General features: G+C 69.9%; 29 protein-coding genes. 18 read left to right on the top strand and 11 right to left on the bottom strand.

Annotated features, from left to right (window positions below; all coding sequences use genetic code 11):
• The first annotated feature begins 85 nt into the window (after positions 1-85).
• The 3 genes from ACFWX1_RS08685 (at position 86) to ACFWX1_RS08695 (ending at position 2,007) form a co-directional block, all read left to right on the top strand.
• Positions 86-844 carry a hypothetical protein gene (locus ACFWX1_RS08685; protein ID WP_378385303.1) on the top strand — a complete coding sequence of 253 codons (759 nt, stop codon included), beginning with the start codon at positions 86-88 and terminating at the stop codon, positions 842-844.
• A 120-nt stretch (positions 845-964) separates the two neighbouring features.
• Positions 965-1,186 carry a hypothetical protein gene (locus ACFWX1_RS08690; RefSeq protein WP_378385305.1) on the top strand — a complete coding sequence of 74 codons (222 nt, stop codon included), beginning with the start codon at positions 965-967 and terminating at the stop codon, positions 1,184-1,186.
• The gene (locus tag ACFWX1_RS08695; RefSeq protein ID WP_378385307.1) at positions 1,183-2,007 is read left to right on the top strand and encodes a hypothetical protein; all 825 of its coding nucleotides are present in this window, start codon (positions 1,183-1,185) and stop codon (positions 2,005-2,007) included. Before ACFWX1_RS08690 ends, ACFWX1_RS08695 begins: the two co-directional genes overlap by 4 nt.
• A gap of 22 nt (positions 2,008-2,029) precedes the next feature.
• On the opposite strand, the gene ACFWX1_RS08700 is transcribed toward ACFWX1_RS08695, so the two are convergent.
• On the bottom strand, positions 2,030-3,511 hold the full coding sequence (locus ACFWX1_RS08700; RefSeq protein WP_378385309.1) for an amidase: 1,482 nt from the start codon (positions 3,509-3,511) through the stop codon (positions 2,030-2,032).
• An 84-nt stretch (positions 3,512-3,595) separates the two neighbouring features.
• Between ACFWX1_RS08700 and ACFWX1_RS08705 the strand changes: the two genes are divergently transcribed.
• From ACFWX1_RS08705 to ACFWX1_RS08715, 3 genes are all read left to right on the top strand, one after another.
• Positions 3,596-4,162, top strand: coding sequence for a TetR/AcrR family transcriptional regulator (locus tag ACFWX1_RS08705; RefSeq protein ID WP_378385311.1), 567 nt, complete (start codon positions 3,596-3,598; stop codon positions 4,160-4,162).
• Between the two features lie 112 nt (positions 4,163-4,274).
• Positions 4,275-4,478: a hypothetical protein gene (locus tag ACFWX1_RS08710; protein WP_378385313.1), complete on the top strand. Its 204-nt coding sequence runs from the start codon at positions 4,275-4,277 to the stop codon at positions 4,476-4,478.
• A gap of 74 nt (positions 4,479-4,552) precedes the next feature.
• On the top strand, positions 4,553-5,812 hold the full coding sequence (locus tag ACFWX1_RS08715) for a DUF222 domain-containing protein (RefSeq protein ID WP_378385314.1): 1,260 nt from the start codon (positions 4,553-4,555) through the stop codon (positions 5,810-5,812).
• A gap of 221 nt (positions 5,813-6,033) precedes the next feature.
• Here ACFWX1_RS08715 and ACFWX1_RS08720 read toward each other — a convergent pair whose 3' ends face one another.
• A complete protein-coding gene (locus ACFWX1_RS08720) occupies positions 6,034-6,372 on the bottom strand; it encodes a hypothetical protein (protein ID WP_378385316.1) in 339 nt (112 codons plus the stop codon).
• Between the two features lie 133 nt (positions 6,373-6,505).
• On the opposite strand from ACFWX1_RS08720, the gene ACFWX1_RS08725 reads away from it, so the two are divergent.
• Complete coding sequence (locus ACFWX1_RS08725; RefSeq protein ID WP_378385318.1) at positions 6,506-6,961, top strand: pyridoxamine 5'-phosphate oxidase family protein; 456 nt, start codon at positions 6,506-6,508, stop codon at positions 6,959-6,961.
• A gap of 9 nt (positions 6,962-6,970) precedes the next feature.
• Here ACFWX1_RS08725 and ACFWX1_RS08730 read toward each other — a convergent pair whose 3' ends face one another.
• Together ACFWX1_RS08730 and ACFWX1_RS08735 are read right to left on the bottom strand one after the other, a co-directional pair.
• Entirely contained in the window at positions 6,971-7,876 is a 906-nt protein-coding gene (locus ACFWX1_RS08730) for an LLM class flavin-dependent oxidoreductase (protein ID WP_378385320.1), read from the bottom strand.
• A 43-nt stretch (positions 7,877-7,919) separates the two neighbouring features.
• Positions 7,920-8,423 (bottom strand): MarR family winged helix-turn-helix transcriptional regulator, encoded by a 504-nt coding sequence (locus ACFWX1_RS08735; RefSeq protein WP_378385322.1) that lies wholly within the window; start codon positions 8,421-8,423, stop codon positions 7,920-7,922.
• A 197-nt stretch (positions 8,424-8,620) separates the two neighbouring features.
• On the opposite strand from ACFWX1_RS08735, the gene ACFWX1_RS08740 reads away from it, so the two are divergent.
• Positions 8,621-9,532: an NADP-dependent oxidoreductase gene (locus tag ACFWX1_RS08740; RefSeq protein WP_378385324.1), complete on the top strand. Its 912-nt coding sequence runs from the start codon at positions 8,621-8,623 to the stop codon at positions 9,530-9,532.
• 77 nt (positions 9,533-9,609) lie between these two features.
• Entirely contained in the window at positions 9,610-10,008 is a 399-nt protein-coding gene (locus ACFWX1_RS08745) for a PPOX class F420-dependent oxidoreductase (protein ID WP_378385326.1), read from the top strand.
• On the opposite strand, the gene ACFWX1_RS08750 is transcribed toward ACFWX1_RS08745, so the two are convergent.
• Positions 9,984-10,925 (bottom strand): LysR family transcriptional regulator, encoded by a 942-nt coding sequence (locus tag ACFWX1_RS08750; RefSeq protein ID WP_378385328.1) that lies wholly within the window; start codon positions 10,923-10,925, stop codon positions 9,984-9,986. The two genes, ACFWX1_RS08745 and ACFWX1_RS08750, sit on opposite strands and share 25 nt — an antisense overlap.
• An 87-nt stretch (positions 10,926-11,012) precedes the next feature.
• Between ACFWX1_RS08750 and ACFWX1_RS08755 the strand changes: the two genes are divergently transcribed.
• On the top strand, positions 11,013-12,347 hold the full coding sequence (locus tag ACFWX1_RS08755) for an aspartate aminotransferase family protein (protein ID WP_378385330.1): 1,335 nt from the start codon (positions 11,013-11,015) through the stop codon (positions 12,345-12,347).
• Between the two features lie 43 nt (positions 12,348-12,390).
• Here the strand turns inward: ACFWX1_RS08755 and ACFWX1_RS08760 are convergent, their stop codons facing one another.
• The 3 genes from ACFWX1_RS08760 to ACFWX1_RS08770 form a co-directional block, all read right to left on the bottom strand.
• Entirely contained in the window at positions 12,391-12,801 is a 411-nt protein-coding gene (locus ACFWX1_RS08760; protein ID WP_378385332.1) for an RNHCP domain-containing protein, read from the bottom strand.
• Between the two features lie 27 nt (positions 12,802-12,828).
• Positions 12,829-13,203, bottom strand: a complete 375-nt coding sequence (locus ACFWX1_RS08765; RefSeq protein ID WP_378385334.1) for an RNHCP domain-containing protein — start codon at positions 13,201-13,203, stop codon at positions 12,829-12,831.
• A gap of 290 nt (positions 13,204-13,493) precedes the next feature.
• Positions 13,494-13,961 carry a MarR family winged helix-turn-helix transcriptional regulator gene (locus tag ACFWX1_RS08770; RefSeq protein ID WP_378385336.1) on the bottom strand — a complete coding sequence of 156 codons (468 nt, stop codon included), beginning with the start codon at positions 13,959-13,961 and terminating at the stop codon, positions 13,494-13,496.
• Positions 13,962-14,028: 67 nt separating this feature from the next.
• On the opposite strand from ACFWX1_RS08770, the gene ACFWX1_RS08775 reads away from it, so the two are divergent.
• On the top strand, positions 14,029-15,081 hold the full coding sequence (locus ACFWX1_RS08775) for an LLM class flavin-dependent oxidoreductase (protein ID WP_378385338.1): 1,053 nt from the start codon (positions 14,029-14,031) through the stop codon (positions 15,079-15,081).
• Between the two features lie 2 nt (positions 15,082-15,083).
• Here ACFWX1_RS08775 and ACFWX1_RS08780 read toward each other — a convergent pair whose 3' ends face one another.
• Entirely contained in the window at positions 15,084-15,704 is a 621-nt protein-coding gene (locus tag ACFWX1_RS08780; RefSeq protein WP_378385340.1) for a TetR/AcrR family transcriptional regulator, read from the bottom strand.
• 111 nt (positions 15,705-15,815) lie between these two features.
• On the opposite strand from ACFWX1_RS08780, the gene ACFWX1_RS08785 reads away from it, so the two are divergent.
• From ACFWX1_RS08785 to ACFWX1_RS08795, 3 genes are all read left to right on the top strand, one after another.
• Entirely contained in the window at positions 15,816-17,162 is a 1,347-nt protein-coding gene (locus ACFWX1_RS08785; protein WP_378385342.1) for a cytochrome P450, read from the top strand.
• Positions 17,159-18,634 (top strand): flavin-containing monooxygenase, encoded by a 1,476-nt coding sequence (locus ACFWX1_RS08790; RefSeq protein ID WP_378385344.1) that lies wholly within the window; start codon positions 17,159-17,161, stop codon positions 18,632-18,634. The genes ACFWX1_RS08785 and ACFWX1_RS08790 overlap by 4 nt, the downstream gene beginning before the upstream one ends.
• 66 nt (positions 18,635-18,700) lie before the next feature.
• Positions 18,701-19,387: a class I SAM-dependent methyltransferase gene (locus ACFWX1_RS08795; RefSeq protein WP_378385346.1), complete on the top strand. Its 687-nt coding sequence runs from the start codon at positions 18,701-18,703 to the stop codon at positions 19,385-19,387.
• Positions 19,388-19,394: 7 nt separating this feature from the next.
• Here the strand turns inward: ACFWX1_RS08795 and ACFWX1_RS08800 are convergent, their stop codons facing one another.
• The gene (locus ACFWX1_RS08800) at positions 19,395-20,372 is read right to left on the bottom strand and encodes a pirin family protein (RefSeq protein ID WP_378385347.1); all 978 of its coding nucleotides are present in this window, start codon (positions 20,370-20,372) and stop codon (positions 19,395-19,397) included.
• An 82-nt stretch (positions 20,373-20,454) separates the two neighbouring features.
• On the opposite strand from ACFWX1_RS08800, the gene ACFWX1_RS08805 reads away from it, so the two are divergent.
• Together ACFWX1_RS08805 and ACFWX1_RS08810 are read left to right on the top strand one after the other, a co-directional pair.
• Positions 20,455-20,787, top strand: a complete 333-nt coding sequence (locus ACFWX1_RS08805) for a GNAT family N-acetyltransferase (RefSeq protein ID WP_378385349.1) — start codon at positions 20,455-20,457, stop codon at positions 20,785-20,787.
• A gap of 231 nt (positions 20,788-21,018) precedes the next feature.
• Entirely contained in the window at positions 21,019-21,825 is an 807-nt protein-coding gene (locus ACFWX1_RS08810; RefSeq protein ID WP_378385351.1) for a S1 family peptidase, read from the top strand.
• Between the two features lie 72 nt (positions 21,826-21,897).
• Here ACFWX1_RS08810 and ACFWX1_RS08815 read toward each other — a convergent pair whose 3' ends face one another.
• A complete protein-coding gene (locus ACFWX1_RS08815) occupies positions 21,898-22,512 on the bottom strand; it encodes a TetR/AcrR family transcriptional regulator (RefSeq protein ID WP_378385353.1) in 615 nt (204 codons plus the stop codon).
• A 57-nt stretch (positions 22,513-22,569) separates the two neighbouring features.
• Here ACFWX1_RS08815 and ACFWX1_RS08820 point away from each other — a divergent pair, with 57 nt between their 5' ends.
• Together ACFWX1_RS08820 and ACFWX1_RS08825 are read left to right on the top strand one after the other, a co-directional pair.
• On the top strand, positions 22,570-23,037 hold the full coding sequence (locus ACFWX1_RS08820; protein ID WP_378385355.1) for a hypothetical protein: 468 nt from the start codon (positions 22,570-22,572) through the stop codon (positions 23,035-23,037).
• Positions 23,038-23,062: 25 nt separating this feature from the next.
• Positions 23,063-24,271, top strand: coding sequence for a cytochrome P450 (locus ACFWX1_RS08825; RefSeq protein ID WP_378385357.1), 1,209 nt, complete (start codon positions 23,063-23,065; stop codon positions 24,269-24,271).
• Positions 24,272-24,427: the final 156 nt, after the last annotated feature.

Below are 24,427 nucleotides of genomic sequence, written 5' to 3' on the forward strand. Positions count from 1 at the left end.
TTCTCGCATGATCGGGCACTTGCGAATTTCTTCAACTGCGCACATTATCGCGCTGTGGTGACTTCTCCCGGTCAGAGTGATGTCCATGCGCGGTGAGCGAACCCGGCGAATCGCGGTCGTGTGCGAGGCCGGTGCCGCGGAATCCCCGGCGCGCGAGTACGTGGAGCTGATCAGCGGCCTGGCCGGAATTCCCGCGAGGGTGCTCGTTGGCGCGAGTTCCGGAACGGCCCTTGCCGGCGAGTACGGCGCGATCCTGCTGGCCCATCCGGGTGCGGGGGCGGCTTCGGCGGCGCGTCGGGTGCGTGCGGCCAGCGGGCTTTATGTGCTGTCGGACCAGGACGCGGCCGCGATCGCGGTGACCGGTGCGCTGCTGGCGACACTGGCCCGGCGCGGACGCGCACCGCGCGACGCGCGGGTCGTGATCGCCGGTGCCGAGCTGCTGCCCGGTCTCGCCCCGCTGCTGATCGCGTCCGACATCCGCGACGTCACGCTGTGGAACGCCGCCGACGGCGCGGTTTTCCCGTTGCATCAGATCGTTTTCGGCGCCGACGCCGTGGTGGACCTGCTCGGCGCGCTCCCCGGCGACATCGGCGGCGCGCTCGCCGTGATCACCGGCGACGACGTGCATGCCGCGCCGTGCGCTGCGGCCGGGCTGCTGCGTGCCGCGCTCCAGGCGGAGGGCAGGGCGGGGGAGGCCGACACCTGCCACGTCGCGGCGGCGGTGCTGGCGGCCGTGGTCACGCCGGGTCGGATGCTTTCGCGCGGTGCGGCACGGGAAGTGACCGGTCTGATCACCGAGGCCGTGCTCGCCTCGCTCGCGCCCGCGCGCACCGGATCCGGCTGAACCGCGTGCCGTGTCCGCGAAACGGCGGTGCCGGCACATACTGAAGAGTTGCAAAATTATGAAACTGCCAACATGGTATGTTCTCTAGGTCTTGGGAAGTTCGGCGGGAAGGCGGGAGCCGTGAGCGAGTTCGCGAACGAACTGCGTCGGGGGATCGGGGAAGCACAGGACGCCACCCTCGTCGCGGCCGAGGCCGGGCACCCCTACGAGGCTTACCTGCATCGCGCGCGGCTGGCCGAACTGCTGGACCTCGCCGAGCGAAACGACATCGACGCCACCGTGCTCGTCATTCCCGCGGTCCGCGCGGCACTGGCCGAGGACCGTGCCGTCCTCGAAGCGTGAACGTGGCGGCCGGGCTCGCGATCGCCGGTGACGGCAGCGCGTTGCCCGGTGCCGAGGGCGATCCCGGCGCGGTGCTGGCCGCGCTGAGCGGCGACGCGCGGTCGCTTCGTGACCACACCTCGTTGAACGCCTTCCCGGTGGCGGTCGCGGCCCGTGACGCCGGGGACCTGTCCACCGCGGTGCGGGCGCTGCCCACCGGGATCACCGCGGTGTTCCTGGCGCGCACCGAAGCGGCGCGGGCCGGGGCGGCACAGCGTGCCCTGGCGGGCGGGGTCCCGGTCCTCACCGAGCAGGACACGCTCGGCGTCGCGCTCGCCGCCTCCGTGCTGGTCACCTTGCGGCGCAAGGACATCCCGTGCCGAGCCGGCCGTGTCGTGGTGACGGGAGCGGAACTGGCACCGCTCCTGGTCTCGTTGCTCATGGCAGCTGGTGTAGGGGACATCGCGTCGTGGCGTCCGGCCGACGCGCCCGGCTTCCCGCTCGCGGCCATCGCCCGTGACGCCGCGGTGGTCGTCGATCTGGCGCGTGCCGCCGGAAGCCGTTCCGTCGCCGAAGACACGGCCCCCGCAGTGCTCGTCCACGATGATCCGTTCGCGCATCTGCTGGCGTTGCCGGGACTGGTCCGCGCGCTCCGCGACGGGCCCGATTCCCGGCGGCATGCCGACCCGCTGTACCGGCTCGAGGTGTATCGCGCCGGTGCGCACGCGCTGGCGACGCTGGCCCCGGTCGACCGGGTGCTGCCCGAGCTGTCCGATCCGGACCTCACCCGCCGCGTCGCCGACGCCGCCGCGGCGGCGCTGAGTGGCCCCCGTCCTCGCTGAATGTCTCTTGTGGACTGTCCGATCAGAACTCGGGTTCGGCATCGGCCCACGGCTGTTCGGCTTCCAGCTGGGTGGCCAGCGCGAGCAGCGCCGGTTCGCTGCCGAGCCCGCCGACGAACTGGACGCCGAGCGGCAGCCCCGCGCCGGTGCGGTACAGCGGCACCGACATGGCCGGGCGGCCGGTGAGGTTGGCGAGCTGGGTGAACGGGACGGGCGCCAGGTTCGCGATGACCGTGTCGTTCCACGCCTTCGTCTTCGCGAGCGGCCCGGCGAGACCGAGGCGAAGCAGGACCTCGCCGACGTAGCGCAGCAGGCGCGGGGTGTCCAGCTCGCCGACGCGTACCGGCGGGCCCGCCAGTGTCGGGGTGAGCAGCAGGTCGTACTTCTCGTGGAACGCGGCGAGCGCCCGTGTGTGGGCGTTCCACCGGTGATGCGCGGCGACGTACTCGGGGGCGCGCACCGCGTAGGCCGAGGCGGCGAGCAGCCGGGTGTCCAGCTCGAAGTCCTTTGTGGAGGCTCCGGTGGTGCGCTGGATCTCGGCGATGGTGGTGGCGGACTGCGCGCACCACATCGTCAGGAAGTCCTTGGCGAGCTGGGCGCCGTCGATGCCGGGGTCCGCGGGCTCCACGTCGTGGCCGAGCTTGGCGAGCAGTACCGCGGCGCTGTCCACCGCGGCGACGGCCTCCGGGTGGACGGCGGTGCCGAGCGGGGAATAGGTGGTGTAGCCGATGCGCAGTTTGCCGGGCTCCCGCCGGGCGAGTTCGGCGTAGGGCGTTTCGGGAATCGCGGCGAGGTACGGGCCGCCGGGGTCGGGTGTGCGGGCCAGGACGTCGAGCATCGCCGCGGTGTCCCGCACGCTCCGGGACAGGACGCCCTCGGTGGCGGCGCCGTGCAGGTACTCGGCGTGGTCCGGGCCGCAGGGCAGCAGCCCCCGTCCCGGTTTGAGCCCGAAGATCCCGCAGCAGGCGGCGGGAATCCGGATCGAACCGCCACCGTCGCTGGCTCCCGCCGCCGGCACCACGCCCGCGGCCACCGCGGCGGCGGAACCGCCGGAGGAGCCGCCGGGCGTGTGCCCGGGATTCCACGGGTTGCGGGTCGGCCCGGTCGCCGCCGACTCGGTGACCGCCTTGGTGCCGAACTCCGGTGTCGCGGTCTTGCCGAAGATCACCAGGCCCGCGTCGAGCCAGCGCCGGACGGCCTCGCTGTGCCGTGCCGCCGGCCGGTGCCGCAGCGAGCGGGAGCCGCTGCCGGTGGGCAGCCCCGCGTAGTCCTGGTGCAGGTCCTTGAGCAGGAACGGCACCCCGGCGAACGGTCCGGAAAGGCCGGTCGCGGCGCGTTTCCTGGCGATGTCGTACATCGGGTACACGATCGCGTTGAGCGGCCCGTTGACCCGCTCGGCGCGCGCGATCGCCACCTCCAGCAGCTCGGCGGGGGAGACCTCGCCGCGTGCCACCAGCTCGGCAAGGCCGACCGCGTCGAACCGCCGGTACTCGCTGTACTCCACCGGACCACCGCCTTGGACTAGAGGTTCTAGTTTTAGGACGGTAGGCTATCCGGGGCCGAGGAACAACCCCGCCAGGACGGACCGATGGCACGACCGAAGCAGGCGCTGATCAGCCGGGATGGCATCCTCCGCGCGGCGCTGCGACTGGTGGACGAGCACGGCCCCGATGCCTTGTCCACCAACAGGATCGCCGCGGAACTGGGAGTCAAGGGCCCCTCGCTGTACAACCACGTCTCCGGGCGTGACGAGATCATCGAAGGCCTCCGGGAGCTGCTCACCGCCGACATGGATCTCGCCGCCGCGGACCTGCGTCCCTGGACCCTGGCCTGCGACCGCGTCGCCCGTTCCTACCGCGCGTCGTTCGCGGCGCACCCCCACGTCGTCCCGCTGCTGACGGCCCAGCCGGTGCGGTCGCCGACGGTACTGGCGGCCTACGACAAGGTGTTCGCCGTCCTGCGCGAGGCAGGCTGGCCGGAGGACGACCTGGTACCGGTCGTGCGCGCGATCGAATACCTCGTCATCGGCTCGGTACACGACCAGGCGACCGGGCTGCCCGACGATGCCGAGCGCGCCTTCGACATCGGGCTGTCCGCGCTGATCGACGGTCTGGAGCGGCGGCTGGCGGGTCATGGGGACGCGCGCACCTCCTGAAAGCCGACGTTCCTGTTTCATCGTGTGGGATGCGGCGCTCGATTCAGTGGCGCCCGGCCATGGGGCGCGAGGCAGACGCGGCCGACTACGTATCGGCACACCGGGACTGGCCATGTCCACCGTCATCATTATCGAACGTTATGCCGCACGATGGTCCATCGAGGGCGCCTTCGCCGATGTCAAGAACACCACCGGCGCGGGAGAAGTCCGCAACCGCACCGAAAAGCTGTCCAGCGCACCGTCCACTCGCCACGATCACCAAGCTCCGCCGCGTCCTCATCGCAGCCTGACATCGTCAACGAATGCCGCCGCATAACCGCGAAAGTCAAGCGGATGATTTCACTCGATCATGTCGTACATATGTTCTATCCGGCGCGGTATGATGGTGGTGTGTCCGGGAATCTGTCCACTCTGGAACCGCCGCAGGAGCTGTGGCGGCGATCCGGTCGTGAACTCGCCGATGAGGTGCGTACACGACTGGAGTCCTTGTGGCGCCTGGACGCCGAACTCGGCCACTACCTCGCGGAGATCGACTCTCGCGGCGCGTCCAAACTGTACGGATACGGCTCCACTGCGGCGTGGTTCGCGCATATGGCTCGAATGTCGCGTGGTGAAGCCAAAAAGTATCTCGATCGTGCCCACGGGTTGAATCCCGGCCGTAACCTCGACGGTACCGAACTCCCCGCGGTGGCGCCAGCAACCGGCGCCGCCGCACTGGACGGTGAGATCGGCCCGCACCACAGCGACCGTATTCTCCAGTTCCTGAAGAAGGTCCCGAGCTTTGTGTCCGATGAGGACAGATCCAAGGCCGAGAAGATCTTGGTGGAGCTGGCTCGTCACGCGACGCCTCAAGAGGTGGTGAAAGCCGCTGATGAGTTGCTGGCGCGGATGGACCAGGACGGGAAGCCACCGAAGGACCCGGACCCGCCGGAGCGGAAGCCGGAACTGCGGGTACGACAGCGCAAGGACGGCTGGTTCGACATCGACGGACAGCTCGACCCCATCACCGGAACCCGGCTGAGCACCATCCTCGATCCACTGGCCACCCCGCGTCCTGCTGGGGAAGACAAATGGCCCGACCTGCGCTCGGTCCCCGAACGCTACGGGGAAGCCTTCGGCGAGGCGATCGCGATGCTCGCCAACGTCCCGGATGTGCCCGGCGGCGACCGGGCCCAACTCCTGGTCACAGTGACCCTTGAGGACCTGAAGTCCAAGCTGGGCACCGCCTGCCTGGACATGGTCAGCACCATCACCGCCACCGAAGCCCGGATGCTGGCCTGCGACTGCCAGGTCATCCCCGCCGTTCTCGGCTCCAGGGGCGAACCCCTTGATCTCGGCAGAGCCAAACGATTGGTTACACCCGCGCTACGCAAAGCGTTGACCATCCGGGACGGCGGCTGCGCATTCCCCGGCTGCCACCGCAAACCCCGGCATTGCGACGCCCACCACGTCACTATGTGGATACACGGCGGACTGACCGTTCTCCGGAATCTCGTCCTGCTCTGCGGCGCCCACCACCGACTCCTGCACAAAGCCGACTGGTCGGTCCGGATCGCCGAGGACGGACTCCCCGAGTTCATCCCGCCAGATTACGTAGATCCCTTACGCACACCCAGACGCAACGTCCTCCACATACCCATCGCCCCTTGAACCTATGGTGGGCATGGGCGCCTGGTAGGGGAGGTGGTTACCGAAGCCACTTCTCTCGCACCAGGAGCCCGGCGCCAGCGTGCCGTACCGGTCAGACGTACCTGCTGCCGCTGGACGTAAGCCGACCGGCGTCTGCACGGAGGCTTGGCTTGTTTTCCTTCTCTTGCGAGAGAAATCATCGACCAAGGGCTGCTCGGCGACGAGGCACGGGACAGTCGAGGTCAGCCGACTCGCCGGTCGATCGTCTCGATGGACAGCTGTGGCCATGATTCGGTCCATTGCTGCAGCGTGCTTGCCGGGGGTTGAGTCGTCGCGTCCAGGTTCTGCTGTGGGCGGAAGAGGACGGTTGTCCCGGTCGTGCCGTCGTCGGCGATCGGGGTCAGGTCGGTGGCCGGGATGCCGTGTTCGTAGCGTTGGGTCCATGAACCGTTGTGGCGCCGGTTGGTGTGCACGAGCCACTCGCTCAGTGCCGCGACGACGGACATTCCGCGGCGTGGGTGACCGTCGGGAAGCAGTTGGGCGTCGGGGAAGTCGAAGAACCGCAGATCCTTCGTCGCCATGATCGGCTTCTTGACGGTCTGCCCCTGGTGCATCGTCCGCCGGCGTTGCTCTCGGCCTCCTCGGCCGCATAGGCGAGGACCTCGAGGATCAGATGTACTTTGAGTGTGGCTGCGCCGTCGGTACCGTGAGTGCATGACGGCTTGGCGCGACGTCGAACAGGCGGCACCCGAGTTCGCGCGGCGGGTGCGGGCGCTGTTCGACGCCCATCGGCACAAGACCATGGCCACCTTGCGGGCCGACGGGTCGCCGCGGATCTCCGGGATCGAGGCGGTCTTCGAGGATGGTGAGCTGGTCTTCGGATCGATGCCGAACGCCCGCAAGGGCGCGGATCTCCGCCGGGATCCGCGCTTCGCTCTGCACAGTGCCACGGTCGACCCGGTCGAAGGCGCCGAGGCGCAATGGCCGGGCGAGGCGAAGATCTCCGGCCGGGCCCTCGTCGCCGGACAAGGTGCCGACGGCGAGGGCAGCGACCGTTTCCACGCCGATATCGCCGAAGTGGTGCACACCCACCTCGACGACAAGGCCACGATGCTCGTCGTCGAGTGGTGGACACCCGAGCGCGGGCTGCGCAGGGCCGAGCGCGAGTGACCGCGGAGATCAGGGAAGCTGTGGCATGATCTCCGCGGCGAGGCGTTCCATCTGCTCGGCCTGGTCGAACAGCGGGGTGAACAGGACCAGTTCGGCGCCCGCATCGATCACCTCGCGCACACCGTCCACACAGTCCTTGGCGGTGCCCGCGACAGCCACGTCCTCGAAGCCGCGCTTGCCGTAGAGCGCGGCCAGTCCGTCGGCGATACGGGTCTGCGCGCGGGCCGCGTCGTCGTCGACGGCGATGTAGACGCGCTTGGCGATCGGGAAGTCCTGCCGTCCCGCTTCGGCGAGTCCGGCGCGCAGCAGTTTGACCTGCTCGGCGAACTTCGCGGTGGTGGACGAACCCGCGCCGAAGAACCCGTCGCCGAGCCGGATCGCCCGCGCGAGCGCGTTCGGGTGACTGCCGCCGAACCAGACCGGCGGGCCCGGCTTCTGGAACGGTTTCGGCTCCATGGAAGCGTTTTCGAGCTGCCAGAACCGCCCGTCGAAGGTCACCTCGGGCTGCGTCCACAGCTCGCGCATCAGCCGCAGGCCCTCGGTGAACCGCGACACCAGGCCCTCGGCCTCGATGCCGAACGCGCCGAACGCCCGGCCCTTGCCGCCGGTCCCGATGCCGACGTCCAGCCGTCCGCGGCTGAGCTGGTCCAGCGTGCCGAGCTGCTTGGCGAGGTGGACCGGGTTGTGCAGGGGAGAGACGAACACCGCGCATCCGAGCCGGAGCTGCTCGGTGCAGGCGGCGGCGTAGGTCATCGTCTCGATCGGGCTCAGATGCGGCATCGAGCCGAGGACCTGCTCCTGTGTCCAGCCGCTGTCGAAACCGAGTTCCTCGGCGCGCCGCAGGAACGCGCGGAAGCCGGCCGGGTCGAACTCGCCGTCGGCGAAGAACTGGGGAAGGGAAATACCAAAGCGCATACCGTGACCGTAACCCGGAACGGGCGCCCCGGGTGGCCACCGGTTACGGGCGGCGCGGCGGCGACGTCCGCGCGCAGCGTTCCGCGGTGGCCTCGGCGAGATTGCGTTCGAGCCGCTCCAGTACGTCGAGGGCGGTGTCCCGTTCGCCGGTGGTCAGTCCGTCGGCGGTCAGGTCCTCCAGCCGCCGCCAGATCTCTTCGACCTCGCGGCGCAGCGCCAGGCTCGCGGGCGTGGGGGTGACGATCGTGACCCGCCGATCGTGCGGGCACGAGGTGCGGCGGACGAAACCGGACCGCTCCAGCCGGGTGACCGTCCTGGTCACGGTGGCCGAGTCGGAGCCGAGTACGGCGACGAGGTCCGTCTGGCGCTGCGGGCCGGCCTCCCACAGGTGCATCATCAGCAGTTCCTGTCCGGGATGGAGCCCGGCCTGGCGCAGCAGCTGGCCGGCCAGCATGCGGTGCAGGCGTGCTACCCGGAAGATCGTGTGGCTGATCGGGCCGCCGCGCGCGGCGGGCGGGGCCGCGGCCCCGGGGTCCGGCTGCTCCATCGCGATCGACCGTCCTTTCTCCCCGACGAACTCGCAGGTTACCTGCTCGCACAGCCGTCAGGGTGACGCCGAAGGGAGAGCGTACTAACCTTGGCGCCGTTGGTGTCCTGGGTCACATTCGTCGTCCGCTCGGAAGAGGTCGCCGGAGTTGCCTGTTCGGACAGGTAATGCGGAACAGCAGTCGGAAGGGAAACGGCATGAAGGCGATCACGTTCGACCGGTTCGGGGATCCCGGGGTACTCCAGCTGTCCGAAGTGGACGTTCCGGAACCCGGGCAGGGCCAGGTACGGGTCAAGGTCCACACGGCGGGGGTCAACCCCGTCGACGGCAAGATCCGGTCCGGGGCGATGCAGGCGGTGTTCCCCACGACGTTGCCGTCGACGCCGGGCCTGGACGTCGCCGGAGTCGTCGACGCGGTGGGCGAGGGCGTCACCGGGCTGACCGTGGGCCAGGAGGTCGTGGGCTGGGCGGATTCCGGCTCGTACGCGGAGTACGCGCTCGCGACCGTGGTCGCGGCCAAACCGGCCGGGCTCGGCTGGGAGGACGCCGCCACGCTGCCGGTCGCCGGGGAAACCGCTCGACGTGTGCTGCGCGTGCTGGAGGTCGGCGCGGGGGACACGCTGCTGATCCACGGCGCGGCCGGTGCGGTCGGCAGCCTCGCGGCGCAGCTGGCGGTGGCGCTCGGCGCCACGGTGATCGGCACCGCGAGCGCGGCCAACCACGACTACGTCGCTTCGCTGGGGGCGACTCCGGTCGAGTACGGCGACGGGCTCGTCGATCGCGTGCGTGCGCTGGCGCCGAAGGGGATCGACGCGGTGTTCGACGCGGCGGGCCGTGGCGCGCTGCCGGATTCGATCACCCTGCGCGGTGGCACCGACCGGATCGTGACGATCGCCGATCCCGCCGCGCAGGAGCTGGGGATCACGTTCTCCGGCGGTGGCGACGACCGCAGCAGGGGCGAGGATCTGGCCGAGGTCGTCGAGCGGGCCGCCCGCGGCGAGTTGCGGGTCAGGATCGGCGCGGTCTACCCGCTCGCCGACGCCGCCGAAGCCCATCGGGTCAGCGACGGCGGGCACGCGCCCGGCAAGCTCGTCCTGACCGTCGCCTGAGAAAAATCCCGCGGCACCGATTCCTTTCCGGCCGTCGTCCGGTCTACCGGGATATGGACGACGAAAGGAACAGCCCGATGACCGCGCACCTCACCGACTTCGCCCGGGAACTGCTCGACGGCCCGCACGCCGCGATGATCGCGACCTCGAACGCGGACGGCCGTCCGCAGTCCTCGGTGATCTTCGTCAAGCGGGACGGGGACACGGTCGTGTTCAGCACGATCGAGGGACGGCTCAAGACCCGCAATATGCGCCGCGATCCGCGGGTCAGCCTGCTCGTACTCGGCAAGGAGACCGGCCGTTACGTCGAGATCCGCGGCACCGTGGAGATCACCCCGGATCCCGGGAAGACGCTGCTGCACGAGATGTACGACCGCTACATGGGCGGCGCGACACCGCCGCCGGAGCCCGCGGCCGAACGGCTGATCGTCCGGATCACGCCGGAGAAGCTCTACACCTGGCCACCCGCCGCCTGATCCGGGGCGGCGGGCGCCACGGAGGCGGGCAGCGCCGGGTGGTGCCGGAGCGCGTCGAGCACGAGGTTCACCGCCGCGCGCGGTGGTGAACCTCGCCGGAGAGCGGCGGTGATCGTGCGGGTGACCGGGGTGGCGAGTTCGCGGGTGGCGACGCGGTAGCGGTGATCGACGGCGAGGCTGGGAAGCAGTGCGATCGACAGCCCGGCCTCGACGTGCTGCAGGGTCATCAGGTAGTTGCTGAAGCGGCACACCACCCGCGGCTCGAAACCGGACTGACGGCACAGCCGGATCGCCACGTTCGCCATGTACGACTGCGGAATGTCGAACGCCCACGGCTCGTTCGCGCAGGCGGCGAGGTCCACCGGCCCCCGGCCCGCCGTGGGATGATCCGCGGGCAGCACGAGCACGATCGGGTCGATGGCCAGCGGCACGACGTCGACGTCCGGGCCGAGCGGCTGCTCGACGAAGTCCGGTGTCGTGATGATGAGGTCGGCGTCGCCGACCTGGAGTGCCGGGATGCTCTCGTGCGGCTCCAGCTCCAGCAGCTCGACGTCGAGATGCGGATGCGAGCGCGCGAGCCGGGTCACCGCCGGGACCGCGAGGGTGTGGATCGCGCTCTGGAAGGACCCCAGCCGCACCAGCCCGACCGGCTCCTCGCCGAGGCTGCGCAGCTCGGCCTCGACGGTGTCCATGTGGTCGAGGATCGCCCGTGCCCGGCGCGCCAGGATCAGCCCGGCCGGGGTCAGCCGGACCCGGCGTCCCGTCCGTTCGAGCAGGCGCGTGCGGGTTTCGCTCTCCAGCACCGCGAGCTGCTGGGACACGCTCGAAGCGCTCAGGTTGGCCGCCTGCGCCACGGCGCGGACGGTGCCCAGGGTGTCGAGCTGGCTCAGCAGGCGGAGCCGCCACGGGTTCAGCATGCCGCCATTGTTGTGCGGTTTCACCGAACAGCACAGCCGGAATCGTGAGATGGACGCGTCGCTCGGGGTGCCCTTAGCGTCGGAGACATGGCTGCTCCGATCACCGACCCGTCCACCGCCGCGACGTTCTGGGCCGACGCCGACCGCCATCTGGTGCGCTACACCGGCGGGGGCGCGTTCACCCGCGAGATCATCGACCATGCCGAGGGGAGCTTCGTCTACACCGAGACCGGCCGGCGGATCCTCGACTTCACCTCCGGGCAGATGAGCGCGATCCTCGGCCACGCGCATCCGGAGATCGTCGCCACCGTGCGGCGCCAGGTGTCCACATTGGACCATCTGTTCAGCGGGATGCTGAGCCGCCCGGTCGTCGACCTCGCCAGGCGGCTCGCGGATTCCCTGCCCGCGCCGCTGGAGAAGGCGCTGCTCCTGACGACCGGCGCCGAGTCGAACGAGGCCGCGATCCGGATGGCGAAGCTCGTCACCGGCGGGCACGAGATCGTTTCGTTCGCCCGTTCCTGGCACGGGATGACGCAGGGGGCCGCCAACGCGACCTACAGCGCGGGCCGCAAGGGTTACGGTCCCGCGGCGCCAGGCAACTTCGCGCTTCCCGTCCCCAACGCCTACCGCCCCGACTTCACCACTCCCGACGGTGAACTCGACTGGCGGCGTCAGCTGGACTTCGGGTTCGAGATGATCGACGCGCAGTCGGTCGGCGCGCTCGCCGCGTGTGTGGTGGAGCCGATCCTCAGCTCGGGCGGGATCATCGAGCCGCCGCCCGGCTATTTCGCCGCCCTGCGGGAGAAATGCCGGGAACGCGGGATGCTGCTGATCCTCGACGAGGCGCAGACCGGGCTCTGCCGCACCGGGACCTGGTACGCCTTCGAACGCGACGGCGTGGTCCCGGACATCCTGACCCTGTCCAAGACCCTCGGTGCCGGGCTGCCGCTCGCCGCCGTGCTCACCAGCGCGGAAATCGAGCAGACGGCCCACGAGCGCGGGTTCCTGTTCCTGACCACCCACGTCGCCGACCCGCTGGTGGCCGCCGTCGGCAACACCGTGCTCGACGTCCTCACGGCCGAGCGGCTCGACGAGCGCGCAGCCCGTCTGGGCGTGCTTCTCCGGCAGGGCCTCGACGCGATCGCCGAGCGGCATCCGGTCGTCGGGGACGTCCGCGGCCGGGGCCTGCTCGCCGGCCTCGAGCTGGTCACCGACCGGGAGACCAAGCGCGGTTCCGACGAACTCGGCGCGGCGGTCACCCGGCGCTGCCTCGAACTCGGCCTGCACATGAACATCGTGCAGTTGCCCGGAATGGGCGGAGTGTTCCGGATCGCGCCGCCGCTGACCGTCACCGAGGAGGAACTCGCGCTCGGTCTGTCCATTCTCGACGAAGCGATCGGCGACGCCGCGGCGGGCCGGTGACTGGCCGGGGCCGCCGAAGAGATCGCTTCGGCGGCCCCGGTTTTCACAGGGCGAGCAGCGTGCGGGTCGCCGCCCTGGTGTCCCGCAGCGGCTTGAGCGCCAGCCGCAGCAGCACCAGCGCGTTGTCGTCCCCCGCGATGCGGTTGGCCGACAGCTCACCGCACGTCCGGCACTGGTGGATGATCAGCCATTCGCCGTCCGGGCGGACCGACATCGACAGTGCCTCCATCCGCCCGCGACAGGACGCGGCCCGGTCACCGGGGACGCGGCGGTCGACGTGCAGGCTGGCCAGGCAGTGCGGGCAGTGGTTGCGGTGCGCGGTGCCCGGGGCGTCCGGTGGCACGTCGAGCCGGCACCCCACGCACCGGAACGCGCGGTACCCGGTTTCGGCGTGCTGGACGTCCTTGTGCCGTTGCGTACGAGCCCGTTCCTGGCGGTTGTTCCGTCGTGGCATGTGGTTTTCCTTTCTGCCGGGCCACGATCACAGGTCGCCGAACACTTCGAGCGGGAACGGCGGCTGGGCCAGCGGGCGGACCGCCATGCGCATCAGGATGAGCTGGTTGTCGTCCGCGCAGATCGGGTTCGCCGTGAGTTCGTCGCAGCGCACGCACCGGTGGATGACCATCCAGTCGCCGCCGCGCGTGACGGCGATCGCGATGGGGGTCATCCGTGCCTGGCAGTCACCCGGGCTGTCGTCGGTGTGGTCGACGATGTGCCGGGAGTGCAGGCAGGACGGGCAGTGGTTGCGCCGCGTGCCGTCGGCGGCGAAGGCCGACACGGTCAGGCCGCAGCGGACGCAGGCGAAGGTACCGATCTTGACGGTGTTGTTCTGACGAGTGTTGTCGGTGGTGGACACCGGGATGCTCCTTGCTGAAAAGGTACGGAGAACAGCAAGAGCAGGCCGAGCGGCCGCGCGAAAGCCCCGTGACCCGGGAAGAATCCGGGCACGGTGGAGCGGCTGAGGGCACCGCGAACGGCGTCCTGGGGACGCGAAGGGTTACGCGGTGAAGCGAGGCGCGCTCGGCGCGGGCCGGGGCATCAAGACACTCTTTCTAAGGCACACGGCTTTTCGGCCACAGGCCCGGTCGGTGAATCCACGATGGACGCGGCGAGCATAACGACGGCACGGCGGCGCCCGCGAGCGAATTACGCCGAGGTGCTGTCCGCGCAGGCTGCCAGTGCGCGGGTCAGCTCGGCGATGTCGAGCCCGGCGAGGTGGTCGGCGAAATGCCGCCGTACGCTCGCGAGGTGCGTCGGATAGGCCTCTTCGAGGCGGGCGAACCCTCGGTCGGTGAGGACCGCGTTCGCGCCGCGGCCGTCGGACTCCAGGCGGCACCGCTCGACGAACCCGAGCCGTTCCAGCTGGGTGACCAGCCGGGTCATCCCGCTCAGCGACATCTCGACGGCCGCGGCCAGTTCGCCCATGCGCAGGCGGCGTTCCGGCGCTTCGGACAGGTGCATCAGCACGCTGTACTCGTGCAGCGACATCCGCTGCTCGCGCTCGAGGTCCTCGTCGAACGCACGGCGGATCAGCCGCGCGGCCCGCAGCCAGGTGCGGAACAGCGTCTCCTCGGCGGGGGTGAGGGGCTGGACCGGCCGGGAATAAGAAGGCATGCGGGTATTGTAGTTGCTTGACGAAGCATCTAACAGCGTGATCGGCACAGGGACAGGGGAAGACGGCATGGCCAAGAACGTGGAATTCGGGGCGGACACCTTCGGTGACGTCACGGTCGACGCCGCGGGGGAGCGTCTTCCGTACGGGCAGGTGATCCGGAACGTGATCGAGGAGGGCGTCCTCGCCGATCGGGTCGGCCTCGACAACTTCGGCGTGGGTGAGCACCATCGCGACGACTACGCGGTTTCCGCGCCCGAGGTGGTGCTCGCGGGAATCGCGAGCCGCACCGAGCGTGTCCACCTGAGCAGCTCGGTCACCGTGCTCAGCTCGGACGACCCGGTGCGCGTGTTCGAGCGGTTCGCCACGCTCGACGCGATCTCGGGTGGCCGCGCGGAGATCATCCTCGGCCGTGGTTCGTTCACCGAGTCGTTCCCGCTGTTCGGCTACGACCTCGGCGACTACGAGCAGCTGTTCTCGGAAAAGCTCGAGCTGATGGCGAAGCTGCTGACCGAGGAGGCCGTGACCTGGGAAGGCGGGTTGCGGGCCGCGCTGGACAACCAGCACGTGTACCCGAAGACCGAGAGCGGGCACATCCGCACCTGGGTCGGCGTCGGCGGCACCCCGGAGTCGGTGGTCCGCGCGGCGAAGTACGGCTTCCCGCTGGTGCTCGGGATCATCGGTGGCGACCCGGTCCGCTTCGCGTCGTACGTCGATCTCTACCACCGGGCGCTGGACCAGTTCGGCAGGGAGCCGCTGCCGGTGGCCGTGCACTCGCCGGGCTTGGTCGCCGAGACCGACGAGGAGGCGATCGAGACGCTGTGGCCGCACACGGAGGTGATCCTGAACCGCATCGGCGCCGAGCGCGGCTGGCCGCGGTTGACGCGGGAGAAGTTCGAGGCCGACGTCCACGAGGGCGCGCTGCACGTCGGTTCGCCGGAGACGGTGGCCAGGAAGATCGCGCGGACCGTCCGGGCACTGGACGCGGACCGCTTCGACCTCAAGTACTCGCAGGGCACCCTGCCGCACGAGCGGATGATGACCGGGATCGAGCTGTACGGCACCGAGGTCGTCCCGCGGGTGCGGGAACTGCTCGCCCAGGAGACGCCCGCGGCGGTGTGAGCCTAGGGGCGCGGGCCGAGCAGCGCGATCGTGGCGTGGACGGCGACCTCGGTGAGGTCGCCGATCCGCCCGCCGTCCTCGACGGTGCTCGCGGTCAGCTCGCGTAACCCGCCGAGCAGCATGATCACGAGCTGACGGGACACCGGCCCGATCCCGGCGGTCCGCCATTCGGGGGTGTCGCACAGCGTCTGGATCATGACGATGAACGCTTCCATCGTGTCGCGCTGCAATTGACGGGCGGCGGCACCGAGCGCCGGGACGTCACGGATCCAGCTCAGCGTGAGCGCGGGCTCGGATTCCGTGCAGGCGATCCACGCCTCGATCGCTTGCCGCGCCTGGCTTTCCCAGTGCGCGCTCCGGTCGACGGCGGCCGCGATCTGCCGCACCATCTCGGCGTTCGCGTCGGCGAGCAGAGCGACGAAACAGGCTTCCTTGCTGGAGAAGTGCTCGTAGAACGTCCGCCGCGAGGTACGCGCGCGGCGGACGATGTCGGCGATCGTGGTGTCCCGGTAGCCGTCCTCCACGATCGAGGCGGCGAGGCCGTCGAGCAGCCGCTGGCGGAATTTCCCGGCCTCGTCGGACGCCGGCGTCGTCTCGGAGTGCTGCTGTCGAGCGGTCGTCACCGTGGTCACGCTATACCTCCCGCATCCGAGAAGCTCTTGTGCAGCAATGGTACTCCGGCGTACCGTACCGACGGTACGTTGACGTACCACGCCGAGAAGGGTGCCGGCTCGATGACTGTCAAGCTTCCTCCTGGCCCCTCGGCGCCGCGCGCCTTCCAGGGTGCGTACGCGCTGACCATGCCGTTGCGCGGGATGCGGCGGTTGCGGGACCGCTACGGCGACGCGTTCACCGTGCACGTCCCTGTCTTCGGCCGCGCCGTGGTGATCAGCGATCCCGCCGAGATCAAGCAGCTGTTCATGACCGGTCCCGAGGTCGCCGACAACCTCGAAGTGAACCTCGGCAGAGTGCTCGGCCCTCGCTCGTTCTTCGCGTTGTCCGGCGACGAACACCGGCAGCAGCGCAAACTCCTCGTCCCGCCGTTCCACGGCCGTCGTCTCGGCGCGTACGAGAAGATCGTCGAAGCGGAAACGCTGCGCGAGATGGCTTCGTGGCCGGAAGGACGGCCGTTCGCGACGCTGCCTTCGATGATGCGGATCACGCTCAACGTCATCCTGCGCGCGGTGTTCGGCGCCGAGGGCGCCGAACTCTCCCGGCTGCGCGATCTGTTGCCGCCCTTCGTCACCCTCGGTTCGCGGCTGGCCGTGGTCCCGATGCCTAAGTTCGGCGAGGCACGGTGGAGCCCGTGGGGCAGGTTCAGGGCGATGCGGCGCGAGTACGACGCCATCGTCGAACGGCTGATCGTCAAGGCGTCCCACGGCGAAAATCTCGACGAGCGCGACGACGTCCTCGCCCTGATGCTGCAGAGCCGCTACGACGACGGCTCCGCGATGAGCCACGGTGAGATCGCCGACCAGCTCCTCACGCTGCTCACCGCCGGGCACGAGACGACGGCGACGACGCTGGCCTGGGCGGTCGAACGGCTGCGCCGCCATCCGGCGGTGCTGCGTGACCTCGTCGAGGAGACCGACGCGGGCGGCAAGGAACTGCGGGAGGCGACGATCCTCGAAGTGCAGCGCACCCGGCCGGTCATCGATCTGACGTCGAGGCAGGTCAAGGCGGACAGTCTCCGGCTCGGCCGCTGGACGCTGCCGAAGGGGTACGCGGTGCTGGTCAGCATCGCCCTGATCCACGACGACGAGACGCTCTTCCCGAACGCGCGGGCGTTCGACCCGTCGCGCTTCGTCGGCACGCGGCCGGACCTCTACCAGTGGATCCCGTTCGGCGGCGGGACCCGGCGGTGCATCGGCGCGGCCTTCGCGACCATGGAGCTGAACGTCGTGCTGCGGACGCTGCTGCGCGAGTACACCCTGATACCGACGAACGAGCGCGACGAGCGATGGCATTCGCGCGGGATAGCCTACGCTCCCGGGAAGGGTGGTCTCGCCGTCGTCCGCCGCCGGACCGCCGAGCGGGCGGCACCTGCCCAAGCCACCCGGACCCAGGAGGCCGTGCGATGACGACCGAACACGTCGACGTGCTGATCGTCGGTGCCGGGCTGTCCGGCGTCGGCGCGGCGCACCACCTCCAGTCGGCCTTCCCGAAGCGGACGTACACGATCCTCGAAGCTCGTGACGCCATCGGCGGAACGTGGGACCTGTTCCGTTACCCGGGCGTGCGCTCCGACTCGGACATGCACACGCTCGGCTACCGGTTCCGGCCGTGGACGCAGGCGAAGGCGATCGCGGACGGGCCGTCGATCCTGCGCTACGTTCGCGACACCGCGGCCGAGGCGGGCATCGACCGGCACATCCGGTTCGGGCACCGCGTCGTGCGGGCGGAATGGTCCACAGAGGACGCTCGCTGGACCGTGGAAGCCGTCCACGACGGCGAAACCGTGACGCTGACCGCGAACTTCCTGTACCTGTGCAGCGGTTACTACCACTACGACGCGGGCCACACGCCGCAATTCCCCGGCATCGAACGCTTCGGCGGGACGGTCGTGCACCCCCAGCACTGGCCGGAGGACCTGGACCACACCGGCAAGAAGGTCGTGGTGATCGGCAGCGGCGCCACGGCGGTGACCCTGGTCCCGGCGATGGCGGACAAGGCCGCCCACGTCACGATGCTCCAGCGGTCGCCGACCTACATCATGGCGCTGCCCGCCGAGGACGCGCTCGCGAACCGGCTGCGGAGCCTGCTCGGCGCCCGGCGCGCGTATCCGATCGCGCGGTGGAAGAACGTGCTGAGCCAGACGCTGTTCTACCAGCTCAGCAGGCGGCACCCGGGGCTGGTGCGCAAGCTGATCCGCCGGGCGAACACCCGCCTGCTGCCGTCCGGCTACGACGTCGACACGCATTTCAAGCCGCGCTACCAGCCGTGGGACCAGCGGTTGTGCCTCGTGCCCGACGGCGACCTGTTCCGCGCGATCCGGCGGGGGAGCGCGTCGGTGGTCACCGACCGGATCGCGACGTTCACCGAGTCCGGGCTGCGCCTGGAATCCGGGGCCGAACTCGACGCGGACGTCGTCGTCACCGCGACCGGGCTGCGGCTGCTGGCACTCGGCGGTATCCGGCTCGCCGTCGACGGGCGCGAAGTCGAACTGCCGGAAACCATGGCGTACAAGGGAATGATGCTGTCCGGCGTGCCGAACTTCGCGTTCACGATCGGTTACACGAACGCGTCGTGGACGCTCAAGGCCGACCTCGTCAGCGAATTCGTCGTGCGGTTGCTGCGGTATCTCGACTCCCGGGGGTACGACCAGTTCGTCCCGGTCAACGACGACCCGTCGGTCACCGAACAGCCGCTGATGGACTTCGACGCGGGCTACGTGCGGCGTTCCATCGACGAGTTCCCGCGCGCCGGTTCGCGGGCCCCCTGGCAGCTCGGCATGAGCTACGCGCACGACGTCGTGAACCTGCGGCACGGCAAGATCGACGACGGTGCCCTGCGCTTCTCCCGCCGTCCCGTCCGGGCGCCGGTGCGGCGCTAGCCGCGAGCACGAAAAGGGAGCGCGGAAGGGAAGCGCTTTCCCGCCGGTGATCAGTATGGTGGCGACATGGACGATCGGCCGATCACGGTGGCGCAGCGCAGTTACGAACAACACGCCGACACGCTCGCGAAGATGGACGCCAGGGAGCGCTTCACGCACATCTTCCGGAACAACCTGTGGGGTTCGGACGACTCGGTGTCCGGGCAGGGCTCGGAACTCGAACAGACTCGCGAACTGCGCGCGCGGCTGCCGGAGCTGCTCGGCCGGTTCGGCGTGCGCACCCTGCTCGACCTGCCGTGCGGGGACTTCGGCTGGCTGAGCGGCGTCGATCTCGGTGTGGAACGGTATCTCGGCGGGGATATCGTCGCCGATCTGGTGGACCGCAACACCGAGCGGTACGGGCAGGAAGGCACGCGGGAGTTCCGGGTGCTGGACCTGACCGCGGATCCGCTGCCGAGGGCGGATCTGGTGCTGTGCCGGGACTGCCTGGTGCATCTGAGCTTCGCCGAGATCGGGCGGGCCGTGGAGAACCTCAAGCGCAGCGGGTCCCGGTACCTGCTGACCACCACGTTCGTCGAACTGACCACCAACACCGACATCCCGACGGGGGACTGGCGGCCGCTGAACCTGTGCCGGGAGCCGTTCGGTTTCCCCGAGCCACTGGCCGTCCTCCTCGAGGGCTGTACCGAGGAGGACGGCGCCTACGCGGACAAAGCGCTGGGGCTGTGGGAGATCAGCGACCTCCCCGGCTGAGCGCGCCTCACCCTCGCGTGCGCAGCCGCGCGTGGGGCAGCTCCGGCGCGGCGAGCGTCTCCGCCCACTGTGCGGGGAAGGAGCCGAACCGGGCTCCGTCCCCGCCGGGGTTCGCCCGCTCCGCCTGCCATTGCTCGCGGTAGGCGGCGATGTCCTCGTGGGAGCGCCCGATGAAGTTCCACCACATGACGATCTGTTCGCCCAGCGGCTCGCCGCCGAGCAGCAGCACGCGGGTGTCGCGATCCGGTGCCGCCGCGAGGTCCAGCCGCGGCCGGCCCGTCGGCTGGTAGATCAGGTGGCCCGGCCCCGCGGTGACCCCGGCGGCGCGGACCTCGCCGGTGTCGACGAGCACGCCGTGTTCGAACGAGGGGTCGACGTCGAGCCGCAGTTGCTGGCCGGCGCGGAGCGTGATTTCGGCGCCCAGCAACGGGGTGAACGTGTGGACCGGCGACGAACTGCCGAGCAGGGACCCCAGGAAGACGAGCACGCGCGCCCCGTCGTGGTCGAGCACGGGCGGCGCGTAGTGCTCGAAGGCGGGCGCGGCGAACCGGTGCCGTTCGGGCAGTGCCACCCACAGCTGGGCACCGTGCAGGACGCTGGTGGCCGGGGTCGAGTACTCGGAGTGCGCGATGCCGTTGCCCGCGGTCATCAGATTGACCTCGCCGGGCCGGACGAGCGCGTGGGTGCCGACCGTGTCGCGGTGCTCGACCTCGCCGTCGAACAGCCAGGACACGGTCTGCAGCCCGGTGTGCGGGTGCCCGGCGACCCGCATCCCGCCGGTGCCGGAGACGTCGTCGGGCCCGTAGTGGTCGGCGAAGCACCAGGCCCCGATGAGCGAGCGGGACCGCTGGGGCAGCGTCCGGCGCACGGTCATCCCGCGCGGTCCGCCGAGCGGCACCGCACGCGGGGTGAGGACCAGGCCGGGCGCGGTTTCGCCGTCGCCCGTGCAGGTCAGCTCCGCGGGGGTGGTTTCCAGGTTGCTCATCCGCTCTCCCGTGCGCCTGCGGCCGGCGTCGCGCCGGTCTCATGGCCGAGCGTAGCCGCGGGGCCCGGCCTAGGGTGAGGCCATGGCAGAGCAGCAGAACGTCGCGGTCACCCGATCGGCGGAGAAGGACCGGTACGAGATCACCGCCGGTGGCGAGGCCGCCGGGTTCGCCGAATTCCTCGACCACGAGGAACGGCGGGTCTTCTTCCACACCGAAATCGACGAGCGGTTCGCGGGGCGGGGACTGGCGAGCGCGCTGATCGCGCGGGCGCTCGAACTCACCCGCGCCGACGGCAGGCGGATCGTGGCGGTCTGCCCGTTCGTCGCGAAGTACGTCGCCCGGCACCACGATTTCGACGACATTCTCGACCCGGCCACCGACGACGTTCTCGCGGCGGTACGGGCGTCCCAATAACGGCGAAGCGGAGAGGTGATTCGCGTTCCCCTACTTTCGTCGCGTGCCGGAAGACCGGGGTAAATCTGTCCACAGAGGATTCTTCCGGCTGATTCCGGTTACGGTTCACGGGGTATTCGATAGTAAAGACCGGTTCCGACGATCGTAGGTACCGAGGTCGTGCGCTCGCCCCCTAACGTCCCCTGCGATCAGGGTGAAAATAACTGACCGCAGGGAAAGGAAGGGGATCAGATGAGGAAACGGTCCATGGTCGCGGGATTGCTGGCCGCGTCAGCCGCACTTCTCGGTTTCGTCACCCCGGCCGTCGCCGCCGGAGCGCCGGACGGTGGGGTGCAGCCGTTCATCATCGGCGGTGGTGACGCGACGGAGACCTATCCGTTCATGGCATCCATGCAGACCAAGGACGGGCAGCACAACTGCGGTGCTTCGCTGATCGCCGAGCAATGGCTGGTGTCGGCGGGGCACTGTGTGACCAATCAGGACGACAGCGTCGAGGACCCGGCGCAGTGGCAGTACCGCATCGGCAGCACCGACCGGACCAAGGGTGGCGAGGTCGTCGCGGTGGACAAGTTCATCCCGCATCCGAAGTGGAGCTGGCAGGGGCAGGGGAACTACGACATTTCCCTGGTGCACCTGGCCAAGCCGGTGAAGGCGGCCCCCATCTCGATCGCCTCGGCCAAGCCCAAGGAGGGCACGGCGGTGCGGGAGATCGGCTGGGGCCAGACCTGTCCGACCCGGGGCTGCGGCGAGGCCCCGGTCAAGTTGCAGCAGGTCGACACGAAGATCGCGGCGGCGAGTGCCTGCGGTGACTTCGACGCCAAGACCGAGCTGTGCATGGACAACCAGGGCGGCAAGGTCAGTGCCTGCTACGGCGATTCGGGCGGGCCTGCCGTGGTGAAGGACGGCGACAAGTGGGCGCTGGTCGGCGCGACCAGCCGGGGGCAGACGGCGAACTGCCCGGAGAAGGCCGGCATCTACACCGACGTCACCGCGCACGCGGCCTGGGTCAAGGAACAGATCGGCGGCTCGAAGAGCTGAGCTGTCCGGTAACGCACCACGAGGGGCGGGTGTCCTGCTTACGCGGGGCACCCGCCCTTCTCTTGTGTCCTGTTAGGACGGTTTCTCGATCCGGATGCCGCTGAGCAACTGCCCGATGACCTCGGCGTACTCGGCCCTGATCCTCGGTTTGTCCTCTTCGGACGCTTCGGCGAGTGCCATTCCCGCGGTGCCGAGAATATGGAAGGTGATGCGGGTCGTCGGCCCGAGGGGCAACGGCCGGACTTCGCCGTTGTCGACGAGTTCCCGCAGGGTCTGCTCGATGAAGCCGTAGGCGTATTTCTCCTCGCATTCCTGCCATTCGCGCCAGCCGAGCGCGAGGGGTGCCTCCTGCCAGACCACCCGCCCGTAGACCGGGTCGCAGCATTGGTCGAGGAATTTCGCCATGGCCGCGAGCGCGGCCTGCCACGGGCCCGCCGAGTTCTCCCGCGATTCGGTGACCTGGCGCATCATCTCGGTTTCCAGTTCGTCGAACACCGCGCGGAACAGCGACGTCTTGTTCGAGAAGTGGTGGTAGACCGCGCCACGGGTGGCCTGGATGTCGGCCGCGACGTCCTCGAGCGAGGTCCCCGCGAAGCCGTGTTCGGCGAACCGCCGGGTGGCCGCTTCGATCAGCGCGGCCTTGGTCGCCTGCGAGTACTGCTCGCGCCGGCTCTTGACAGAAGGCATGCGGGGAGTATACGACATACGCAGTGTATGTTTCCGACACGGAGTAGGTGCAGGGGTATGTCGTGGAACGAGCTGCATCGCCGCCAGCGGGTGGTCCAGGCGGTGCTGGGGGATATCGCGGAATCCGGGCTGCCGGTGATCCCGGCCGGACGGCGGGCCGAGGTGGACGCGGAGTTCGGCGGCTTCGACGGGTTCCTGCGGGAGGTGCAGTTCCGGTGGTACCGGGCGTTCGACGCGCGCCTGGACGCCGTCCTGGAGGAGGATCCCGCGGACGTCCACGCGGCGCTCGTCCGGCTGTGGCACGAGCTCGCCGCGGTCATGCCGGCGGCGCGGCTGCTCCTGGACGCGTGCACCGGTCATCCGGCGCTGGCCGAGCTGGACGACCATCACCGCCGTCGGCTCCTCCAGGCGACCGGGGTCCGCCTGGAGCCGGGGCGGATCCCGGCCGCGCACCAGGCCCCGCGCCACCGCCGGATGCCGCGGTGGTGCCCTCTCTTCGCCGCCCGTGGCGCGGCCACGGCATGAGGCGGACAGCCTTCAGGAGGCAGCGATGACCGACACGGAACTGCTGTTCAACCCCTTCGAGCCCGGCTTCACCGACGACCCGTACCCGGTGTACCGGCGCATGCGGACGGCCGATCCGGTGCACCAGCACCCGTACGGCTTCTGGTTCCTCACCGAATACGAGGACGTGGCGGCGATCCTGCGCGCGGGCCTCTCGGTCGACGAGCGGCTGGTCACCGACCCGGAGTTCCGGGAGCAGTACGACCAGCTGAGCGAGGACGGCATGACCATCCTCAACCGCTCGATGCTGGACCGCGACCCGCCCGACCACACGCGGCTGCGCTCGCTGGTGACGAAGGTGTTCACGCCGCGTTCGGTGGCGGCGCTGGAACCGGAGATCACCGAGATCGTCGATTCCCTGCTCGACGGGATCGCCGGCGCCGGGCGGGTGGATCTCGCCGGAGCGCTGGCGTTCCCGCTGCCCTTCACGGTCATCTCGCGGATGCTCGGCATGCCGCCGACCGACCACGACCGCATCCGCGAGCTGAGCGGCACGCTGGTCCGTTCGCTCGAGGTGGTCGCCGACGAGGAGACCGTCCGGGCCATCTCCGAGGCGAGCGACGAGATCGCCGCGCTCATCAGGGAGGTGATCGCCTGGAAGCGCGAGCATCCGGCCGATGATCTGCTGAGCGCGCTCATCGCTGCCGAGCACGAGGGGGACAAGCTCAGCGACGACGAGCTGATCGCGCAGGTGGCGCTGCTCTACATCGCCGGGCACGAGACCACGGTGAACCTGATCGCGAACGGGACCGTCGCGCTGCTGCGGAACCCGGATCAGCTCGCGCTGCTGCGCGCCCGGCCGGAGCTGGCGGGCAACGCCGTCGAGGAGTTCCTCCGCTACGACAGCCCGGTGCAGCAGACCCGGCGGGTCACCGTCGCGCCGCATGTCGTGCGGGGCAAGGAAATCCCCGCGAACACCTTCGTCATCGCCTGCCTCGGCTCGGCCAACCGCGACGAGCGGTTCTGGGGCGAGGACGCGGACCTGCTCCGGATCGACCGCGCGGACGCCCGGCAGCACGTGTCGTTCGGCGCCGGCCCGCATCACTGCCTCGGCGCGGCGCTGGCCCGGCTGGAAGGACGCGTCGCGATCGAACGCCTGGTGGGCCGCTTCCCGGATCTCCGGTTCGACGGCGACGTCGAGTGGAACGGCCGGATGAACCTGCGCGGCCCGGCAAAACTCCCCGTGGCGGTGTGACCCCCGGCGTGGGCTGAAGGGGACTTTCCTCTCATAAGACGAGCTGAAGGGGACTTTCCTCGCGTGGCTCTCGCGCTAATATCCCGGGATCTGCGCCCGCCGCCGCCCCGGCAGTCTTTGGAATCTCCCCCCCGCGCGCGGGGGGGGTGGGTTGTG

Origin of the sequence: Amycolatopsis sp. NPDC059021, assembly GCF_042739895.1 — a bacterium.
Classification (GTDB): Bacteria; Actinomycetota; Actinomycetes; order Mycobacteriales; family Pseudonocardiaceae; genus Amycolatopsis.

Excerpts from the sequence above, each read along its gene's own strand:
- ACFWX1_RS08785 (WP_378385342.1), top strand. The coding sequence starts at position 15,816 with ATGACTGTCAAGCTTCCTCCTGGCCCCTCGGCGCCGCGCGCCTTCCAG.
- ACFWX1_RS08745 (WP_378385326.1), top strand. The coding sequence starts at position 9,610 with ATGACCGCGCACCTCACCGACTTCGCCCGGGAACTGCTCGACGGCCCG.
- ACFWX1_RS08710 (WP_378385313.1), top strand. The coding sequence starts at position 4,275 with ATGTCCACCGTCATCATTATCGAACGTTATGCCGCACGATGGTCCATC.
- ACFWX1_RS08820 (WP_378385355.1), top strand. The coding sequence starts at position 22,570 with ATGTCGTGGAACGAGCTGCATCGCCGCCAGCGGGTGGTCCAGGCGGTG.
- ACFWX1_RS08810 (WP_378385351.1), top strand. The coding sequence starts at position 21,019 with ATGAGGAAACGGTCCATGGTCGCGGGATTGCTGGCCGCGTCAGCCGCA.
- ACFWX1_RS08795 (WP_378385346.1), top strand. The coding sequence starts at position 18,701 with ATGGACGATCGGCCGATCACGGTGGCGCAGCGCAGTTACGAACAACAC.
- ACFWX1_RS08730 (WP_378385320.1), bottom strand. The coding sequence starts at position 7,876 with ATGCGCTTTGGTATTTCCCTTCCCCAGTTCTTCGCCGACGGCGAGTTC.
- ACFWX1_RS08755 (WP_378385330.1), top strand. The coding sequence starts at position 11,013 with ATGGCTGCTCCGATCACCGACCCGTCCACCGCCGCGACGTTCTGGGCC.
- ACFWX1_RS08800 (WP_378385347.1), bottom strand. The coding sequence starts at position 20,372 with ATGAGCAACCTGGAAACCACCCCCGCGGAGCTGACCTGCACGGGCGAC.
- ACFWX1_RS08725 (WP_378385318.1), top strand. The coding sequence starts at position 6,506 with ATGACGGCTTGGCGCGACGTCGAACAGGCGGCACCCGAGTTCGCGCGG.
- ACFWX1_RS08740 (WP_378385324.1), top strand. The coding sequence starts at position 8,621 with ATGAAGGCGATCACGTTCGACCGGTTCGGGGATCCCGGGGTACTCCAG.
- ACFWX1_RS08720 (WP_378385316.1), bottom strand. The coding sequence starts at position 6,372 with ATGGCGACGAAGGATCTGCGGTTCTTCGACTTCCCCGACGCCCAACTG.
- ACFWX1_RS08790 (WP_378385344.1), top strand. The coding sequence starts at position 17,159 with ATGACGACCGAACACGTCGACGTGCTGATCGTCGGTGCCGGGCTGTCC.
- ACFWX1_RS08815 (WP_378385353.1), bottom strand. The coding sequence starts at position 22,512 with ATGCCTTCTGTCAAGAGCCGGCGCGAGCAGTACTCGCAGGCGACCAAG.
- ACFWX1_RS08750 (WP_378385328.1), bottom strand. The coding sequence starts at position 10,925 with ATGCTGAACCCGTGGCGGCTCCGCCTGCTGAGCCAGCTCGACACCCTG.
- ACFWX1_RS08760 (WP_378385332.1), bottom strand. The coding sequence starts at position 12,801 with ATGCCACGACGGAACAACCGCCAGGAACGGGCTCGTACGCAACGGCAC.
- ACFWX1_RS08685 (WP_378385303.1), top strand. The coding sequence starts at position 86 with ATGCGCGGTGAGCGAACCCGGCGAATCGCGGTCGTGTGCGAGGCCGGT.
- ACFWX1_RS08705 (WP_378385311.1), top strand. The coding sequence starts at position 3,596 with ATGGCACGACCGAAGCAGGCGCTGATCAGCCGGGATGGCATCCTCCGC.
- ACFWX1_RS08770 (WP_378385336.1), bottom strand. The coding sequence starts at position 13,961 with ATGCCTTCTTATTCCCGGCCGGTCCAGCCCCTCACCCCCGCCGAGGAG.
- ACFWX1_RS08825 (WP_378385357.1), top strand. The coding sequence starts at position 23,063 with ATGACCGACACGGAACTGCTGTTCAACCCCTTCGAGCCCGGCTTCACC.
- ACFWX1_RS08735 (WP_378385322.1), bottom strand. The coding sequence starts at position 8,423 with ATGGAGCAGCCGGACCCCGGGGCCGCGGCCCCGCCCGCCGCGCGCGGC.
- ACFWX1_RS08805 (WP_378385349.1), top strand. The coding sequence starts at position 20,455 with ATGGCAGAGCAGCAGAACGTCGCGGTCACCCGATCGGCGGAGAAGGAC.
- ACFWX1_RS08775 (WP_378385338.1), top strand. The coding sequence starts at position 14,029 with ATGGCCAAGAACGTGGAATTCGGGGCGGACACCTTCGGTGACGTCACG.